Origin of the sequence: Pseudoteredinibacter isoporae (genome assembly GCF_011602085.1) — a bacterium.
GTDB classification, from domain to species: domain Bacteria; phylum Pseudomonadota; class Gammaproteobacteria; order Pseudomonadales; family Cellvibrionaceae; genus Pseudoteredinibacter; species Pseudoteredinibacter isoporae.
The window spans coordinates 724,686-743,938 of the sequence record NZ_JAAONY010000001.1 but is presented as its reverse complement, the minus strand read 5'-3'; the positions used below and the strand labels follow the sequence as shown (position 1 = coordinate 743,938).

Below are 19,253 nucleotides of genomic sequence, written 5' to 3'. Positions count from 1 at the left end.
CAGGGCAGGGCGTTTAAAGGGCGCGCACAGTAGCAGAAAGGCGGGGTAAAAGCGATGCTATTTTGATCAATTCCCAGCCAATTCTCTGGACTGACGCTGGGTGCTGGTACTGTTCCTGGCTTCTTTATACGCCCCAGGATAGGCCCCGGGTCCGCTAATCCGGGTGCAGATTCAGCGCCTTCAGAATGTGATCCGCTATTGGCAAAGCGGAGGTTGCCGCCGGTGAGGGGGCATTGCACACCACCAGACTGTGCTGGCTGCGGGCAAACAGGAAGTCATCGATCATGTTGCCCTCGTGATCAACAGCTTGTGCACGAATGCCGGCGCGATACGGCTGAAGATCCGCTTTTGTCAGGCTCGGACAGTAATTCTGCACGCGCTTGAGGTAGGCCCCTTTGAACATACTGTCTCTCAGCTCGCCCAGCCCCGCCTTCCAAAAACGACCCAATAAACGATAGCTGCCTGAGTAACTGGCCATCGCCAGCAAATCGGGCAGTGACAACTGAGTCTTACGGTAGGCTTCCCGCCCGAACGCTAAAACGGCGTTGGGCCCCACCGTTACCGAACCATCAATCATGCGCGTTAGATGCACCCCCAAAAAAGGCATACTGGGGTCAGGCACGGGATAGATCAGATGGCGAATTATCTGATTGTGTCGAGCCGACAACTGAAAGTATTCCCCACGAAATGGCATCATACGGAAGGACAGGTCCAAGCCCAGGCTTTGCACCAGTTTATCGGCTTGAATGCCAGAGCAGGCAATCAACTGCTGGCAACTGATGTGCCCCTCTGAATCATTTGCATCATTGTAGAAGACACAAACTTCGCCTTCTTTTTCAATCAGCTTGTGAACCTCGCAACCATAGAAAATCTGGCCGCCGCGTTCGCGAAACTGACTTAACAGGCTTCGGCAAATTTCGGCGTAATCCACAATCCCACTGGCGGGAACAAAGAGCGCACCAAGCCCGCGAATATTCGGTTCGCGTTGAGCAAGCTGCTGACCGTCCAGCACATCGACATCCAAACCATTTTGCTCGGCACGCACCTTCAGTTGCGCCAGCCCTTCCAACTCTTTCTGATGACAAGCCACCAACAACTTTCCGCATTCATCAAAGGCGATGTTATGTTCACGGCAAAACGCCTTGGTGCGGCGATTACCCTCGACACAGAGTTTGGCTTTGAGGCTGCCAGGAGCGTAGTACACCCCCGCATGGATCACGCCGGAATTGCGCCCGGTCTGATGCTGTGCACAGTCACTTTCCTTTTCGATAAGCGCAATACGCCATGAGGGCTTCAGTTCTTGCAAGCGCGAGGCCGTGGCGGCGCCGATGATTCCGGCACCGATAATAATGGCATCATAATCCGGCATGGGAATGTATTACGCTCAATGCTTTCATCACATTCATCACTCAACGGGCAGGTTTTCCAGCAGAAAGCGCTTCATGTTCCCACCCATAACGGCACGAATTTCCGTTTCCGTAAAACCCGCTTTCAACATTTCTTCGGTCAGGACGGCAAGCTCAGAGGTATCAAATTGCACTTCGGTGGAGCCATCATAATCAGAACCAAGGCTGATGTGTTCGAGCCCAACAAGATCAATACCAAAGCGCATGGCTTTTACAATATTCGCCGGGCTTATGTCACAGACAGCCGCATCCCAGTAGCCCACGGCAATCAAACCGCCCTGCGCAGCAATGTCTTTCATCAACGTATCGGAAACATTACGTGGCCCCGGGCAATGGCCGTTAAAGCCGGTATGGCTGACCACCACCGGACGTTTCGCCATGGCCAGAACATCGCGCACTACCGCTTCGGAGGAGTGGGCAACATCCACAATAATCTTAAGCTGCTCCATTTGCTCAACCGCTTTACGGCCAAAGTCACTGAGCCCCGCACCACTGGTGCCGTGCAGAGAGCCACCCAGCTTATTGTCGAAAAAATGGTGCAAACCCATCATTCGAAAACCCGCATCGTATAAGCGCCGAATATTACTCAGCTCGCCATCCAGAGCATGTGAGCCTTCGGTACCCAACAGGGCCGCAATGGTTTTCTTCCCCTGCTGACGTTGCTGCAATACCGCCTGCAAATCCGATTTATTGCGCACCAATTGAATGGCATCGGGGTTGCTGTCGACCACCGCTTGTAAACGCTCCGCCTGATACAGGGCTCGTTCCGCCAGGCTGCTCCAGGTGCGTAGCGGCCAGCCCTGCACCATTGCCAGCATGGTGATGTTGTCACCGGCAGAGCTTTCATTACGATCATAGTTTTGACCGGAAGGACTTTTCGTCACGCTGGTAAACATCTGCATAGCCACATTACCGGCCTGCAAACGGGGTACATCCATATGACCGCGATCGGCATGCTCATTCAGATCACGATCCCACAGGGTGGAATCGCTGTGCCAATCACCAATTAAGAGTTGCTGGTGCAGAGTTTTTGCCGCTTCGGAGATTGCCCAGGGCTCATGGGGGACAACTTTATTCAAGTCTTTTTCAATCATAGCCGGGGCGAACAGGCGCATTAAAACCATCGCGAGCAGCAGTACCAGCAAAACACTCATTACGCTTATTTTTATTATTTTCATCGGTTTCTTCTCCTCACACCGTATCGCTATCATTTTGAAAACCGGCTTTTATTGTAGGGCCTGAGAGGACCTGAAAAAGTACAAATTGAATCATTTTCAGGCTCAATCGTTGTGTTAACAAATCGATTCGAACAAAATCGTACACTGAAACGCCCCACAAGGGCTGCTTTGCTCACAAAATAATAGGGTTCGCGATGACCTCAGCTACCTCTTCATCACCATCTCCATCCCCCTTTCAACGCTTTTTGCAAGGCTCACTGGTCCTGCAAATTGCCATCGGTATTGTTCTGGGGATTATTGCCGGCAGTCTGCTGCCTGAATTCAGTCAGAAGCTGTCCTTGTTAGGCGCGTTGTTTGTTGGCGCCCTGAAGGCCGTGGCACCGGTACTGGTATTTGTGCTGGTCATGTCATCCCTGGCAAATCACCAGAAAGGCCAGCAAACCCATATGAAGCCAATTCTGGTCTTGTATGGAATCGGCACCGTATCGGCGGCATTTGTGGCTGTTATGCTGAGCTTCACCTTTCCGGTCAGCCTGACCCTCGTAACGAACGAATCCTCGCTGACACCACCCGAAGGCATCACCCAGGTTTTGCAGGGTGTCCTGATGAAGATGGTCGACAATCCCATCAATGCTATCAGTAGCGGTAACTTTATTGGCATTTTAGTCTGGGCGATTGGTCTCGGTCTGGCGCTTCGCCAAGCCAGCGACAATACCCGCCGTTTTCTGGCCGACAGTGCCGATGCTGTTACTGCCGTCGTTAAAGTCGTTATTCGCCTGGCTCCGATTGGCATCTTCGGTTTGGTTGCCGGCGTCATTGCCACCACTGGCTTCAGCGCCCTGGCCGAATATGCACAACTGTTGATGGTTCTGCTCAGTGCCATGTTGATCATTGCTTTGATCGTCAATCCGATTATTGTGTTCATCCGCACCCGTCGCAACCCTTACCCGTTGGTGTTCAGCTGCTTGCGCGAAAGTGGCGTCACTGCTTTCTTTACCCGCAGCTCGGCCGCGAACATTCCGGTGAACATGAACCTGTGTAAAAAACTGAATTTGCACGAAGATACCTATTCGGTTTCCATCCCATTAGGTGCCACCATTAATATGGCCGGTGCCGCCATTACGGTTACGGTTTTGACGCTGGCGGCGGTCAACACGCTGGGAATTGAAGTGGACATCGCCTCCGCCCTGTTATTGAGTGTTGTCGCAGCAGTTTGTGCCTGTGGTGCATCCGGCGTGGCAGGGGGTTCTCTATTACTGATTCCATTAGCCTGTGGCTTGTTTGGCATTGATAACGATGTGGCCATGCAAGTCGTGGCCGTTGGCTTTATTATTGGTGTGGTTCAAGATTCAGCAGAAACTGCTTTGAACAGCTCCACCGATGTGGTGTTCACTGCCGCCGCCGAAGGGCGTTGGGGCGATCAGAGCGACAGCTAATACCCTGATTCAAACCTCGTAGAGGAACCCTGTTCCTCTACGCAAACATTCAAGCGTTGACCAGTAGCAGCGAAGGAATCCAGCTATGCCTATCGATGATCAAAAATACCAGCAAGTCATTGAACATATGGAAGCCGTATCGGCAGCCACTCGCCAATCCGGCGGCGAAACCGTCGCCAAGCGAGCATTGCTGGACATGTATTGCGCAGCAGATCCCAGCATCAGCGCCATTAAATCCCGCATTTACCCGGTTATTGCCAGTGACGGTGATTTGAATGTGACTTCCGAATGGGTCATTGCACCGAATAGCCAGGCCGGAAAACGCCTGTTGTACATTCATGGCGGTTCATGGATGGCCGGCTCGCCCGCCACACATCGCTCTATCACCTCGCGACTGGCTGAACTGACCGGCTGTGAAGTGCTGGCCATCGCTTATCGTTTGGCCCCGGAATTTCCTTTTCCAAACGGTCTAAATGATTGCATCGCCAGTTATAAATGGCTGTTGGAAAACGAGCGTACCGATCAGAAAAAAGCGGAAAAGATTTATGTCTCTGGCGACTCTGCCGGAGGTAATTTAAGCCTGAGCCTGGTTCTGGCTTTGCAAAAAGAAGGCATTCAACTGCCCAACGCCGTCGCCGCCATTTCGCCGGCGACCAGTCTGGATTTTGCCAGCCCAACGGTTCATACCAACAAAGCCATTGACCCCATCATTAATGCAGACCTTTTGCCCCTGGTGGTGGAAAACTACACCCAAGGAGCCGATGTAAGCGATCCATTAGTGTCGCCATCAAAAGGGGATTTAAGCCAGTTGCCACCCACATTATTACAAACAGGTGAGCGGGAAGTTCTGCTGGGGGACAGCATCATTTTTGCCGATGCCGCTAAAGAACAGGGTTCAGAAGTGGAGGTGGATTTATGGCCAGACATGCCCCATGTCTTTCAGGGCTTCGCGCCTTTTTTGCCCGAAGCAGATTTGGCCTTGGAAAAAATCAGTGAGTTTTTATTAGCTCACTGACTGACCCGGTTTACTGAATCCTGCGGGACGTTTTTAAATGGCGTCCCGCAAAACCTGCTATCACAATCATTAGCAAAGACAGACTCCAAGTTGTGCTGCTCGGCACTGAGGCGACGCTCCCCGCACTTGCAGAGGGAACCGTCGCCTCACTTCTCTGAGCCCCTATCGTACGAAAACTGGCTTGCCCCGGCCCGATAAACTCCGCCCACGCTCGCAGTCCCGGTGTGTTCAGCAACGCGACTCCCGCCGCATCTGAATCCAGAAAATTGGCCTGCGCACGAAAGACATCGGGCGTCGCCAAATCGGTTCCGAATGTATCGGGAATAGCGCCACTAAGCTGATTAAAAGGGACCTCAACACTCCCCGGCACTTGTGAAAGGAATTCGGGAATGCTGCCGCTGACAGTTGTACGACTCAATGTGAAACGCTGTAAGTTGCTCAGAGCCGACCAGCTTGTTGGAATACTCCCGGTATAAGAGCCGCGGGAAATTCCAAGATCAGTTAATGCGGTTAACGCTGACAAACCATCAGGCAAACTGCCCGAAAAATGGGGCGTTGTTATTCTTAACAAGCGCAATGTGCTTAAGCTAAAAAGCTCCGGGGGAATGACACCATTGAGGCGAACCTGGTCCAATAAAACCAGATTCCGTATACCTGACCAGGCGCTTATGCTTGCCGGCAAATCACCAGTAATCGGCGCGTTTATATGAACAACCTCCAACGCTGTAAGATTGCCAATGCTCGCAGGTAATTGCCCACTTTGGCCATGTTGCAAACCCAAAAACGTAACACGCCCAGCCAGCGTGTTCACACCTTCCCAGAGCTCAACATTGTTGTCCCCCCAGTTATCAGCCCCGGTCCAGCTTGCCCCACCGTTATTCAAATAAATATCCCTTAAGGCCAGGCAGTCAGCCACGCTGGCATTGACCACGGCATTACAATCCAGATTTTGCATGCGCGCGACCTGACCAGGAGGGGCAGCCGCCATACACTGCATAGAAACACTGACAATTAGGGCAGATACGATTTTTTTCATCCTCTCATCCTTGAACACAATTGATTCAGTAAACACTCGCTCTAGAAATGCCAAATAATGTTTTCTTCATTACGCGCACTTATCGAGCCATTAAAATTTGACGCGCATGGTAAAAAGAGCGCCCAGGGATTACTTGAACAGCCTGTAAAAAGTTTTGAAATTTCTTGAATGACGTGCCTTTGAAGACCCTAAATGTTGTCGCAGAGGTTTCAGCACAGATGCATTCCAGAATATAGGGATGAAGACATTGGCCAGGGCAGCAGAAGGGACTCTCAAACCGGCCTGAAAAATAAGATAGCGTCACCTTTCAGGTACTGCCGCCTGACCAACCGTGACACCATAAGCGTCTCAATCAGCAAAGGCCTGAAAGGCTTTTATGATTTATGAAAACTTTTGAATAGCCAGAATGGCCTGGCCTTATCGTGCAAAAAAGAAAATCTGATGTGGAAAAAAGGAAATTGAAACTAGCGCTCACTGACCATGGTGCTGATTCCTTCACAGAGTACGCCAGTTCCGTCCATTTCCCAGGTCCACTTGGATTTCCCCAGGAGTTTGCTCGGGCTTTCAAAGATCAGTTCCAATTGAGTCCGAGTAGTACCGTGACCATCACGATAACTAAAATTGGCCCACACCGTTTTTCCATACTCGATGTCCAAACCCAGATTGATCTCCAGAAGCGGCGTGACCATAAAATAGGCGCTATCACGACGAACCAGTTTGGCATTCATATACTCAACATTATCTTCACAGTAGGGAAAGCCATCGCTGTTAATGCCCGTGTTCGTAACTACATTATTATCAATCAACTGCCAGCGCCCTTCGATGGAATCCGGCGCTTTTTCTCTCGGAAAGAAATAAGCACCGCCGGCGAAAGCGAGAACGACAGCCAATGACAAACTCAGAACGAACACCCAAACAAACGCTGAACTTTTCTTGTCCGGCTCAGGGCTCGTGGCGCCACGCTTATCTGAAAGGGTATTCCCAACTCCGTGACTCTTATCACTGTGGCTTATGCTTTCCGCGTTCTCACCCATGACGTCATCGGATTCAGATGGGCCACTGAGCGGCCCGGCGGTGCTTTCTGAGATCAAGCGGGGTTCAACGCCAAGACGATAGCCTTTTCCATGGGCGGTTTTTACCAGCTCCGCGTCCGGGTCAAACCGCTTGAACAGGCGCCTGGCCTCCGAGACCAGTTTGGCCAGAGAGGCCTCTGACACCACCACGTCCCCCCAAACCTCATCCAATAGGGCCTGCTTACTCACGGATTGCGGATAGGCGCCCACCAAACTCAATAGCAACTGGACGATCTTCTCATCATCGCTGGCCAGTTCATTGGCAAAACGTAGCTGGCGATGGGTGAGATCGAGCTGAAAACGGGCAATATGATAGATAGGTTCACTGGACACGGAGGTTTAATCGCTATTCGGGCAAAGTATCGTAGAGACACAAAAAACGAGGCGACAATGTTACGTGAGCCCCCGTGAAATATGGCCCCCTAAAACTAGTAATTTTCGTGCGCTTAACCGGCTTTTGTAAAAAACCTCCATGATCTCTTGCGAAGTCGCTGCTAAACAGATGCCCGTTAATCTACTGCACAAGCAGGAGTTTGCTTATAATAGGGCTTTCAGTTTCAGAGCAGGATTTTGGGAAATGAGCAAATCCCTACAAGAACAGCTATTGGGTGCCGGTCTGGTTGATCAGAAAAAGGCCAAGGCCATCAGCAAAGAGAAGCGCAAAAAAGCCAAGCAAACACCGAAAGGGCACCAGCAGGAAGACGAGATCAAGCTGGCAGCCAAACAAAAACTGGCCGAGAAAGCCGAACGCGATCGCGCCATGAATCAGGAGCGCCAGAAAGAAATCGAAGCCAAAGAGATTCAGGCCCAGATTCGTCAGCTGATCAAGCAGAATGCTATTTCCCGCAAAGACGGCGAGGTAGCTTACTCCTTTACCCATGAGAAGAAGATCAAAAAGATCTACGTCAACGAAACTCTGCAAGGCCAGTTGGCACGCGGCCAAATTGCCATTGTGGCCGAAGGCGAAGCCTACGAATTGGTTCCCAAGGCGGTGGCTGACAAGATTGCCCAGCGCGATGAAGCTCGGGTTGTTCTGCAAAACGAACGCAGCACTGAAGTGGCGGAGGAAGACGATCCATACGCTGACTACCAGATCCCTGACGACCTGATGTGGTAAGCATGGCCTTAAACGAAGACTTTGAAGAAGTTCTGGAAGCGCTGCAGGAAATCGCCGAACGTGTTCCTGTCCCTCTGGATCTCCCCGAGCACGACGATTTGGTCGATATTGAAGAGGCCATTCTGCTGCCAATTCCTCCGATTTACCGGGACTTTCTGCTGCATGCCAGCGATCTGATTATCGGCAGCCTGGAACCGGCAACCGCTGCCGACCCCAGCTCCCACAGCTACCTGGCGGATATGGCTCCGGAGGCATGGCAGCGTGGCCTGTCACGTGAACTGCTGCCAATCTGCCCCTGCCCGGAAGGCTACTATGCGGTCAATCAGGACGACGAAATCGTACTGTGGCACTTCGACGGCAATACTGAAGAAGCCGCCGAATCGATCTGGCACTGGGCGAGAGACATCTGGGCAAACAGCTAGGCTTTGTTTGCCGCCAGCCAGTCCCGTTTGCTCATGCCATAAATCGAGACCTTGTGACCGAATACCTCATCGTCGCGCTGGTAGCGTTCCCCCAATTTTTCAGCCAAGGCAATTGACGCCGTGTTTTCGGGGTTGATAACACTGATCAGCTCCTCACGTCCCATCTCCTCAAAAGCATAGGCCAAGGCTCTGCGAGCCCCTTCTTCCGCCAGGCCCTGACGCCAAAAGGGGCGGCTGATGGCCCATCCTATTTCAAAACCCGGCCAATCCTCCGGGTTAAAAAAGCCCAGGCGTCCGGCGAATAAACCGCTTTCTTTATGCTCCAGTGCCCAGTGACCGTAGCCTCTCAGCTGCCAATGCCCAATGATATAGGCCGCGTGACGCCAGCCTTCCTGGCGGGTCATTGGCTTGCCGGTGAGATGACGCATGATCTCTTCATCGGCACACATTTCAATATAGGGTTCGATATCACTGTCCCGCCACGCTCGCAGGCGCAGGCGCTCGGTTTCCAGTTCCGGTATGTTCATATTGCCCTCCAACTTCAGGGTTGCTAAATGTCAGTTTTCACTCTTGTGGAATAGGACGAATAGCCCTTAAATACTTTCATAAATAATAATATCCGTGAGCGCCGTCATGTCTGCAAATGAAGTTAAAACCCACTACCGTGCCTGTAATCTCTGTGAAGCTATCTGCGGCATTGAGATTAAAACCCAGGGCGAGGAAATCCTGTCGATTAAAGGTGATAAAAACGATCCACTCGGGCGCGGACATATCTGCCCCAAAGCCGTCGCTTTGCAGGATTTACACAATGATCCCGAACGCTTGCGCAAACCGGTAAAAAAAGTCGATGGGCAATGGCAGGAAATCAGCTGGGAAGAAGCCATCGAACTGGCCGCTGAAGGCATGGTGAAACTGCAACAGACACACGGTAAAGATGCCCTCGCCATTTACGCCGGCAACCCCAATGTGCACAACTATGGCAGCCTGACCCACGGCAGCATGCTATCGAAATTGCTGCGCAGCAAGAATCGTTTTTCCGCCACGTCGCTCGATCAGCTGCCTTGCCAGCTGGTGTGTTACTGGATGTACGGGCACCAACTGGGAGTACCGATTGCCGATATTGACCACTGCGATTTTTTCGTCATCATGGGCGGCAACCCGATGGCCAGTAATGGCAGCATGATGACAGTACCGGATATCGCCAAACGCTTGAAAGCCATCAAGCAACGTGATGGCGAGGTTCTGGTTATTGATCCGCGACGCAGCGAAACTGCCGAGGTGGCCAGCGAACACTGGCCCATCCGTCCGGGCAGCGATGCCTTTTTGCTGATGGCGGTTATTCATACCCTGTTTGAAGAAAACCTGATTCGTCTCGGGCATCTCGAACCCCTGCTGAAAGACATTGCCGATATCGAAGCACTGGCCAAACCCTTCAAACCCGAGCTTATCGAAGCCCATACTGGTATCGGCGCGGAACAGTGCCGGGAGCTTGCACGTAAACTGGCCAACACAGAGCGTGCAGCGTTTTACGGTCGCATGGGAATTTCCACTCAACAGTACGGCACACTGTGCAACTGGGCAATTCAGGTAATTAATATTCTGGCCGGTAATCTCGACAAGCAGGGCGGCACACTGCTAACTCATCCTGCGGTTGGTATGGTTCAACCCGGCGAAGCCGGTGCGGGTAATTTTGGTCGCTGGAAAAGCCGAGTGAGCCAACTGCCCGAGTTCAACGGAGAAATTCCAGCCGCCGTCATGGCAGAAGAAATGCTGACGGAAGGCGAAGGACAAGCCAAAGGATTATTTATTATGGCCGGTAACCCGGTCTCGTCTTCACCCAACGGGCAACAGCTTGATAAAGCGTTGGAACAACTGGAATTTATGGTCGCCGTTGATATTTACATCAATGAAACCACACGCCACGCCGATGTCATCTTGCCACCGACCACTACCCTGGAGCACGATCATTTTGATCTCGCATTTTTAAGGCTCGCGGTACGCAATACCGTTCGCTTTAATGAGGCGGTTTTTGAACCCAGCGAAGGTGCCAAACACGATTGGCAAATCTTTAATGAGCTGGCCGCTGCCCTGGCGCAAAAACAAGGCATTGATTTTCAGGCTCTACCGGAACCTAAAAACATCATCGATTTTGCGATTCAGATGGGCCCCTATGGCGAAGCTGCCGATAATGATTGGGCTTTAACTATCGAAGAGCTGGGTAAACATCAACACGGTCTGGATCTCGGCCCCCTAAAGCCTTCAATCGCAGAAGGACGTTTGTGTACCGAAGACAGCATGATTCATTGCCTTCCGGAATTAATTCCAGAAGATGTTGCCCGACTGGAGGAACAGCTCGGGCATCAAGCTCAAGATGGACTGTTGCTCATTGGTCGGCGACATGTTCGCGATTGCAATTCCTGGATGCACAACAGCCATCGCTTAACCAAAGGAAAAGATCGCTGGCAATTATTTATGCACCCCAAGGATTTGGAAAAGCGCGGTATTAATGATGGTGATACTGTGAGCATCGAGTCAAGGGTCGGCGAACTCAAAGTGGCCGTCAAAGCAACAGATGAAATGATGCCAGGCGTTGTGAGCATTCCTCACGGCTGGGGCCATAACTCCCGAGAAGGGGTGAAGATGAGCATTGCCAATGAACAGGCCGGTGTTAATTGTAACGATCTTACCGATGAAAAGTTTTACGATCAGGTTTCAGGTAATGCCGCGCTGAATGGCGTACCTGTCGAAGTAAAAGCGATTTAAAATCAGAAAATAAATGAGGTCAGAGTTCTCACTCTGACCTCACGCAATCAAGGCTTAGCTTGTAATGGTGAACGCACACAGCTTATTGCCGTCAAGGTCACGGAAGTAAGCCGCATAAAAGCCATCGCCGCGAGAACCCGGCTTACCTTCATCACTGGCGCCCAGCTCGATGGCTTTGTGATAAAAAGCATCGACCTTATCTTGCGCATCCATAGCAACCGCCGTCATACAGCCATTACCCACTGTGGCTTCGTTGCCATCAAATGGTTTTGAGATACAAATCATCGGCTTACCCGGGTCGACCGCCCACGCCATAAAAGTATCCATTTCCATAAAACGCGTGGCACCAATCGAACCCAATAAGCCATCATAAAAATCAGCGGCTTTGGCAAAATCGTTGGTACCCAAAGTAACGTATCCGATCATGGTCTTGCTCCTGTTATTTTTGAATAGAACCGAGGTATCGCACTCAAGCTACACCCCAATTGATGACCTAACTATCGCATCTCTCAAACAAAAAAGGCAGAGTTTTTTACTCTGCCTTTTTCCCTACTGACATGTTCTGACAATCAGGAATTTGCCAGCGCCTCTTGCTGCAAACCCAATAGCTCTTTAATGCCGCTTTTCGCCAAACCCAGCATCGACATAAATTCCGCCTCGGTAAAAGGCTCACCTTCCGCCGTGCCTTGAATTTCAATAATGCCACCATCACTGGCCATCACAATATTCATGTCAGTTTCAGCGTTAGAATCTTCCGGGTAATCCAGATCCAGTACGGGCTCACCTTGATAGATACCAACAGAAACCGATGCAATCATGCGCGCCAGAGGCTCAACATCATCTTTCAGCTTGTCATTGGCCTTCATCCAGTTAATGGCATCAGCCAGGGCAACACAGGCGCCGGTAATAGAAGCGGTGCGAGTGCCACCATCCGCCTGAATCACATCGCAGTCAATCGTAATGGTGTTTTCACCCAGAGCTTCAAGATCAATAGCCGCGCGCAATGAGCGACCGATTAAACGCTGAATTTCCACAGTGCGACCACCTTGCTTACCACGAGCCGCCTCGCGGTTCATACGATCACCCGTGGAACGTGGCAGCATGCCATATTCCGCCGTCACCCAGCCTCGGCCTTCACCACGCATAAAACGAGGCACACCATCTGCTACGCTGGCCGTACAGATCACCTTGGTATTCCCAAATTCTACCAGCACCGAACCTTCAGCATGGCAGGTAAAGTTACGGGTGATACGCACTGGGCGTAGGTCCTGGGGTTGACGGCCGCTGGGGCGCTCGATGCTGCTCATAGATAAACCTTTGTGTTGAATTAGCCGGGCAGTATACCCTTTATGGTAAGATTCCGCCCTAGGCGACTTGCGGAAACACTTCCCGGGTCCTGGCAAGTTTATGAGTTGATTAAAAGGTAAGCACTATGCCACGCAGTATGACTGGATTTGCACGCTCCGAACAACAATATTCCTGGGGCAGCATCAGCTGGGAACTGCGCAGTGTTAATCACCGCTACCTTGAACCGAACTTCCGACTGCCTGAAGCCCATCGTAGCCTGGAACCCAATCTGCGCGAACAGATTCGCAACAAGCTCAGCCGCGGCAAGCTCGATATCAATTTGAACATCCAACTCGGAACTAGCGAGAAGGCGCAACTAGGTCTTAATCAGGATTTAATCGATCAACTCATCAGCGCCAATAAGCAACTACAAAGCCAGGGCGAGTTCAGCCCCCTTGATCCACTCGAGCTTTTGAAATGGCCAGGTGTCATTGTTGAAGATCGCGTCGACGCCGAACAACTCAAGCGCGATGCCTTGCAACAATTCGATGGAACGATCGACCAATTAATCGAAAGCCGCAACCGGGAAGGTGCCGAGCTGGCCAATATGATTGAGCAGCGCTTGCAAGGCATCAGCGAGCAAGTCACACTGGTTCGAGGATTAATGCCACAAATCCTGAAAGCGCAACGGGAAAAGCTTCAGGAACGCTTAAGCGACCTGAAAGCCGAGCTGGATGCCGATCGCGTCGAGCAGGAAATTGTCATCCTGGCACAAAAAGCCGATGTCGATGAAGAACTAGATCGCCTGGATACACACGTCAACGAAGTGCGTCGCGCCCTGAAACAAAAAGGCGCCATCGGCCGCCGACTGGACTTCCTGATGCAAGAACTCAATCGAGAAGCCAACACCCTTTCATCTAAATCCATTGTCACCGATACAACCGCTGCCGCAGTAGAGCTGAAGGTGTTGATTGAGCAGATGAGGGAGCAAATTCAGAATATTGAGTGATACCGTAGCGACTTTCCATTTTGATATGCAAATCCAAACGGCCTCTAGCAGAATTAAAAATAACCTATCGAGGTCGGTTTTGTTTCTTAGCGCTTAGAAAAGATTTTATAAAATCAACAAACCTTTTAACTTGGGAAGGTTTTATCAAAAACAATACCAAATAAAAACACTACGACTCCAGCCAACACACTTGCCAGAATATCAAAATAGTCAAACGTACGTGAGGTGATAAGTAGCTGGAGAATTTCATACAAAACTCCGCCTAACACCCCATAAAAAATCGAATAAGAAACTCTTCCCTCAAAAATTGAAATACTCAGACAGACAACCACACCCCCGATAAAATTAGGGAAAGAACCAACTATCAAACCTAATCCCTCGACATTAAACAGGGAACTTCGAAACACCGAAAAGAAGACCAGGCATTGTAGGCAGAAAAAAATAATCGTAATTAGAACCTGATTCCTGGTCATATATAGACTCATCCTAGTTTAATTAGACATATAAACTGACACTGGGATCAAGAACAATAAAATTTGACAGAAAAACAGGGCGATTGTAATTGATTCCATACCGATGCAAGGGAAGGCTTCGGCATAGCGAGTACTTTATTAAATTTCCAGGCATTGATACAACTATCCTGGCGGTTCGGGCAAACCCAAAGAAAGACATGCGGCATGCTTTTAAGTACTCATAATTGGAGCCCTTTATCAAAACCGCAGAGATCTTAGAAAGAGAATCTTATTTGCAAAGCACTCGAAGTATCACCTTGGATGCCGCCTTCAAATTTTCTATCAAGCGGCACCCAAGGCTCATCTCGTTAACATTTAACGTATCCGTTAAAACTCATAATCCACCGTTAGCTTCACATTGCGGCTGTTTGCTGGCAAACCACCCAGGAACATAGCTTTCTCGTAGTAACGCTCATCCGTCAGGTTCTCAACATTCAAACTCAATTTAATTTTCTTGAGTTCGTAACTGATGGCCGCATCGTAGCTGGTGTAGCTCTCGAGTTCAGAAACTGGAAGACCGAACGAGACCGAGTTAATGCTACGCTCACTGACATAGCGAACACCAACACTGGTTTCCAGAGTGCCGTCGGCAATATCATGATGGTAGGTACCCCAAAGACTGGCAAACTTTTTAGGGATGCCCTTGCGCTGGCCGGATCGGCTTCCCGAACGAATCTGAATCGCTTTTTGGTAGGTACCATTAAGATTGACACTGAACTGATCATTCAAAGCCATATTCAGATCGAATTCCCAACCCTTGGTATTGTCTTCGTCATCAAAGAAATACCGCGGAACATTGACGTTGTATTCCGGATCATTCGGATTGTCGTTAAAATCCGGGTTGTTATAACGAAGATTGGTGCGACGTGTTTCAAACCATACAAGAGAGGCCAGAAGATCCTCATCAAACGCCGTGAATCGCATACCCACATCAAGGGATTTGGACTCAGAGTCCGGGCGATCATTCTGGCCATTGATGCTACCCAGAATACTGTAGGCCGTACGCCCCTGAGAGGCATTTACAAAGGCTGCCAACTGGGGCGTGACGCGATAATTCAAGCCAACGTTGTAGCTGCTACCGGAATCATTGGTATCCGCTTCTTCACCTTCACCCGGACTTCGGTCCGTACCCTTATGCTGATACGTCTGCTTAATCCGACTGTAGGCCACACCAATACGCCCGGTCAGCTTCTCAGTAAAATACACAACTTCCTGGAAGCTGATGCCATACGCACTGACTTCTTTATCATAATTTGATCTCAGGGTGGGTGAATAATCTTCGAAACGACCCGCACCCCAATTTGCTTGACGGATATCCAAAATATACGGAACCGCATTGCCATTGGGATTGCCGTCAGCGTCGTAAATGGACCAACTCTTCAAGGCCATATCGCGTTGCTCGTAATTCACACTGAGCAAGTGCTCACCGCGAATCCAACCACTCTGCCATTCGTGTTTAAGATCCGCGAAGTATTGCCAGGTTTTTTCCTCTGACTCAACTTTGCGGTATTCCTGACGGCGCGCAGCGAAAGGATAAAGCTCACCATCAACAATCAGTGGCGCACGAGGATTCAAATTAATTTCGCCCCGTCGATTCCAATACACATAATTAAAAGCTCCGGTTTGACGAACAAACTCAGAGTCGTAATCGCGGTACAACAGTTGCTGGGTCAGTAGAGAATTGTCTGATATCGTCCAGTCGTGACGTAATTTGATTCGGCTTTCCTTACCTTCGTTTGGACGTGATAAGGGAGAAATCAAAGAGCCACTGCCCAAGTCATAGGGGCGCAAGCCATCCTCGGCACCAATACTGGCCGCGAGCTGGGCACGCTGTTCGTCGGTCAGTTGCAGGCCCACAACACCATCGCCGTCGCTATCATTGTCATTGGGCAATAGATCAGGGCCAATCAGAGTCGGAGTAACCCCGACACTGTCCCAACTCACAATACGCACGGGATCACCAATGGAATCGACTTGCACAGAGTCATCGATGTAAGCAGCAGATAACAACAAGGAATGCTGGTCGCTGGCGACAAACTTCAGTGAACCGTAAACTTCAGAACGCTCACTGCCCAGATCACGGAAACCATCCTCTTCTTCACGGTTTACTACCAGACGATAAGCGGTGTTCTCAGACAACGCATCGGTGCTATCCAGCATCAGATTGTAATGCCCCCAGCGACCAACGCTGGCGCGAGTTTTTAGAGAAGGCTCAAACTCGGGCTTCTTTTCAATCATATTGATGACGCCACCTGCCGAACCAATGCCATACAAACCTGTCGCCGGGCCTTTCAGTACTTCAATAGACTCAACGTTGGTCGTGGAGCGGGTAGGGTTGTAGCTGTTACCAAGATCAGCACCGGCGTACATACCATCGTAGACATAGTTCACACCCAAACCACGAATCTGTAGATTGTCGCCAATTCCGTAGTTATTACCGGCCTGGGCCAGACCACTGACATTGCGAAGAGATTCCTGCAATGTTGTAGCCGCCTGAGCATCCAGCAGAGCGCGGTCGACAACAACAATCGCCGCCGGCGTCTCGATGAGCTGCATATTGGATTTGGTTGCCGTTCCCGATTCCAGAATTAACTGGTTGTGGCGTCCGTAGACCGTCATTTCTTCCAGTTCGGCGTTGGTATCTGCTGCGGAACCGTTGGAAAACCCGAGGAAAAGTCCTCCTGGGACGGCTGTTAAGGCAATCGCTTTGGATAGCTTGGTAAGGTGCATAGTGGCTCCAATAGTGTGGGGGCTGGGCAACTACCAACTATCAGCCCCAAAAATGGGGCCAAATATTAAATGATTATCATTATCATATAAATAGGTCTATTTTATTAATATGATCAGTTTCATTTAGGAACATTCACCTACCTTTGTGGGGCCGACCAATTCCCGAAGCTGCTGATCTGCCTAAGACTCCATAGCTTATGGATTAAGACCTGAGTCAGGTGACTTATCTAATGAATGACCAAAATTGAGAATTCTCCCCTTGGGAGCAATAACAAATGAAGCCAGCTGAGGGGTTACGCAACACATCAAACTTACGTTGTCGCTGCAGCCATAAGCACTGTCGCCCTCATCCTGGCGACCCCAAGGGAGGGTAATAACCTCCTAAATGCTTTGTGCTGCTGTCAAGTTGACTAACTATACAATGCACAGGGTTTCCACTGAGGCTGCCATAGGCTTAGTAGATCGGTAAAACTTCCAGGCTTTTCTTATTCGGAGTTACTCTTCTGAGGTCCTCTAGCAATATCAACGAAGAGTTATTGAGAAGAAACTCTAATTACTAAAACCTACCAAACCAAACTTAGTATGCCGAGAAAAGAAAGTTAAGTAATGAATGAGCAATCATCGCTGAAAACGCTGAAAGCTTCCTGCCAATACGCTTAGTGCCGTGAATGTATGCCAATGTAATAGGAAGCACACTAATGCCTATGCATATAGCAGCTATTGTGGAAAATCTGTAAGTATGAGCATAGCCAAAAACAAAAGATATAAATATAGCGATCAACCATTGCCTATTAATTTTTTTCTCAAGTATAAAAACTAAAAACACTTGAAAAAAAAGTGTTTCAAGGATGGGGGAAAATATGTACGCCTCCCACTTTTGGACTGACGACGCATCATCATTTATATATCCCTGAAATATAACAAAGAAGGAATAATTTGACTCAGTAAAAGCATTCACATAAAGAACACGAAATACATCACAAACGATTGAAATGAAATAACAAGCCAGCGTTGCACCCAATGTTTGAATGAGAAAAAACTTATACTTTAATCTTTCGTCCATATAGGTGCCCATCCCTGATAGTTACAGATTAATTAACCATATCACCATAGAACGCTTTAACCGTGGCCCAAGAATCTGACGCTTCGCCCGCGTACCAGTCCCATATATCCGAATAAATGTCTGAGAGGAATTCGTAATAGTCTTGAACTCCGTTTATGGCCTGCCCAATAGTTCCATTCACTATGCCAACATTCCAATTAATATCTTCCCACTGGTGCTCTTCACTTTCGCTATTGCCACCAGAAACAAACTGAACTTGTTCTATCGATAATTCTTTAATCATGGAGTTATGCCTACTGTATAAATTAGTTGATTGAGTCAAACACTTCAGACCGCCTACTACTCAGATTACGAAAGCCACCTTCCTCCTATTAAACACGAGGCAATAAGCCATGCTCTCAGACAAGAGAGACCTGCTCGAGTATCAAAGTAACGTCGCCGGCGTCCCGATTAGCTGTACATTTGAATTTGGAGTCATTCCAGATTCGAAAATCATCTACGTCAGTGTTTGATGCTGAGCAAAACTGAGCAGAATTCCTGCTAGAACGAACGTTAAGGCAATAAAGCCTGGATAGCTTTATAAGGCGCATTGTGACTCCAATAATAGGCTGGTTAGCCAACGACAGGCACAAATGTTAAATAATAATCATTACCATTTAAATGGCTCTATCTTACCAAAATGCGCTATTTCGACTAAGAACTTCTACTTAAGCTTTCTTTCTGTGAATTGAGCTTATCGTCAAGCTTTTGAAACCAAATCACCGGGGCCCAAAAGCCAGTTAACGAACTCTAGATCACGGACTGATCTTATGTTTTATATATGGCGCCGCGAATCCTTTATTTATCGAATGCCTGTACACCAGACGTTGAATATACCCAGTAAATTACTCTGATTTATATCGCCTTTTTCGTTGAAAAAACCTAAAAATTTTTCCTTAGGGCTGTCATTTTTACCCTACAAACCAGCACCTTCCTGATCACTTACAGCTTATTTATTTTCAATTCTCCATCAGAATTTTTTATGTAGAGTTGAAGTAAACGACAGTTCATCGCTTTCTTCCCGAAAGGCTCAATGTAGTCACGCCAATAATTGCCAAATCACGTTCTTGTCCTATATTTGTATAAAACAGGAATACATAACTAGTACCGAAGTACTGATTAAAACTAGGTATGTCGCGTTATGAAAGTTTGGATGTATCTATCATT

At 49.3% G+C, this 19,253-nt stretch carries 17 protein-coding genes; 6 read left to right on the top strand and 11 right to left on the bottom strand.

Annotated elements, in window-relative coordinates; genetic code table 11:
- Nucleotides 1–154 precede the first annotated feature (154 nt).
- A complete protein-coding gene (gene lhgO / locus G8768_RS03165; protein ID WP_166851485.1) occupies nt 155–1,369 on the bottom strand; it encodes an L-2-hydroxyglutarate oxidase in 1,215 nt (404 codons plus the stop codon).
- Nucleotides 1,370–1,405: 36 nt separating this feature from the next.
- Nucleotides 1,406–2,584 carry a dipeptidase gene (locus G8768_RS03160; protein ID WP_166851488.1) on the bottom strand — a complete coding sequence of 393 codons (1,179 nt, stop codon included), beginning with the start codon at nt 2,582–2,584 and terminating at the stop codon, nt 1,406–1,408.
- A 194-nt stretch (nt 2,585–2,778) separates the two neighbouring features.
- On the opposite strand from G8768_RS03160, the gene sstT reads away from it, so the two are divergent.
- Both sstT and G8768_RS03150 read left to right on the top strand, forming a co-directional pair.
- Nucleotides 2,779–4,020, top strand: a complete 1,242-nt coding sequence (gene sstT, locus G8768_RS03155; protein WP_166851492.1) for a serine/threonine transporter SstT — start codon at nt 2,779–2,781, stop codon at nt 4,018–4,020.
- Nucleotides 4,021–4,105: 85 nt separating this feature from the next.
- Nucleotides 4,106–5,035, top strand: a complete 930-nt coding sequence (locus G8768_RS03150) for an alpha/beta hydrolase (protein ID WP_166851494.1) — start codon at nt 4,106–4,108, stop codon at nt 5,033–5,035.
- A gap of 10 nt (nt 5,036–5,045) precedes the next feature.
- Here G8768_RS03150 and G8768_RS03145 read toward each other — a convergent pair whose 3' ends face one another.
- Nucleotides 5,046–6,071, bottom strand: coding sequence for a hypothetical protein (locus tag G8768_RS03145; RefSeq protein WP_166851497.1), 1,026 nt, complete (start codon nt 6,069–6,071; stop codon nt 5,046–5,048).
- Between the two features lie 464 nt (nt 6,072–6,535).
- Complete coding sequence (locus G8768_RS03140; RefSeq protein ID WP_166851500.1) at nt 6,536–7,477, bottom strand: winged helix-turn-helix domain-containing protein; 942 nt, start codon at nt 7,475–7,477, stop codon at nt 6,536–6,538.
- A gap of 244 nt (nt 7,478–7,721) precedes the next feature.
- Here G8768_RS03140 and G8768_RS03135 point away from each other — a divergent pair, with 244 nt between their 5' ends.
- A complete protein-coding gene (locus G8768_RS03135) occupies nt 7,722–8,261 on the top strand; it encodes a DUF2058 domain-containing protein (RefSeq protein WP_166851502.1) in 540 nt (179 codons plus the stop codon).
- 2 nt (nt 8,262–8,263) lie between these two features.
- Complete coding sequence (locus tag G8768_RS03130) at nt 8,264–8,683, top strand: SMI1/KNR4 family protein (protein WP_166851504.1); 420 nt, start codon at nt 8,264–8,266, stop codon at nt 8,681–8,683.
- On the opposite strand, the gene G8768_RS03125 is transcribed toward G8768_RS03130, so the two are convergent.
- Nucleotides 8,680–9,210 (bottom strand): GNAT family N-acetyltransferase, encoded by a 531-nt coding sequence (locus G8768_RS03125; protein WP_166851507.1) that lies wholly within the window; start codon nt 9,208–9,210, stop codon nt 8,680–8,682. The two genes, G8768_RS03130 and G8768_RS03125, sit on opposite strands and share 4 nt — an antisense overlap.
- Before the next feature lie 106 nt (nt 9,211–9,316).
- Between G8768_RS03125 and G8768_RS03120 the strand changes: the two genes are divergently transcribed.
- The gene (locus G8768_RS03120) at nt 9,317–11,446 is read left to right on the top strand and encodes a molybdopterin-dependent oxidoreductase (RefSeq protein ID WP_166851510.1); all 2,130 of its coding nucleotides are present in this window, start codon (nt 9,317–9,319) and stop codon (nt 11,444–11,446) included.
- A 54-nt stretch (nt 11,447–11,500) separates the two neighbouring features.
- On the opposite strand, the gene G8768_RS03115 is transcribed toward G8768_RS03120, so the two are convergent.
- Entirely contained in the window at nt 11,501–11,872 is a 372-nt protein-coding gene (locus G8768_RS03115; protein WP_166851513.1) for a VOC family protein, read from the bottom strand.
- 143 nt (nt 11,873–12,015) lie between these two features.
- The gene (rph, locus tag G8768_RS03110; protein ID WP_341800991.1) at nt 12,016–12,744 is read right to left on the bottom strand and encodes a ribonuclease PH; all 729 of its coding nucleotides are present in this window, start codon (nt 12,742–12,744) and stop codon (nt 12,016–12,018) included.
- Between the two features lie 134 nt (nt 12,745–12,878).
- On the opposite strand from rph, the gene G8768_RS03105 reads away from it, so the two are divergent.
- Nucleotides 12,879–13,742: a YicC/YloC family endoribonuclease gene (locus G8768_RS03105; RefSeq protein ID WP_166851518.1), complete on the top strand. Its 864-nt coding sequence runs from the start codon at nt 12,879–12,881 to the stop codon at nt 13,740–13,742.
- 125 nt (nt 13,743–13,867) lie between these two features.
- Here G8768_RS03105 and G8768_RS03100 read toward each other — a convergent pair whose 3' ends face one another.
- The 4 genes from G8768_RS03100 to G8768_RS03085 form a co-directional block, all read right to left on the bottom strand.
- Complete coding sequence (locus G8768_RS03100; protein ID WP_166851520.1) at nt 13,868–14,110, bottom strand: hypothetical protein; 243 nt, start codon at nt 14,108–14,110, stop codon at nt 13,868–13,870.
- Nucleotides 14,111–14,581: 471 nt separating this feature from the next.
- The gene (locus tag G8768_RS03095; RefSeq protein WP_166851523.1) at nt 14,582–16,984 is read right to left on the bottom strand and encodes a TonB-dependent receptor; all 2,403 of its coding nucleotides are present in this window, start codon (nt 16,982–16,984) and stop codon (nt 14,582–14,584) included.
- Nucleotides 16,985–17,561: 577 nt separating this feature from the next.
- Entirely contained in the window at nt 17,562–18,047 is a 486-nt protein-coding gene (locus tag G8768_RS03090) for a CPBP family glutamic-type intramembrane protease (RefSeq protein ID WP_166851526.1), read from the bottom strand.
- A gap of 28 nt (nt 18,048–18,075) precedes the next feature.
- On the bottom strand, nt 18,076–18,330 hold the full coding sequence (locus G8768_RS03085) for a hypothetical protein (RefSeq protein WP_166851529.1): 255 nt from the start codon (nt 18,328–18,330) through the stop codon (nt 18,076–18,078).
- Nucleotides 18,331–19,253: the final 923 nt, after the last annotated feature.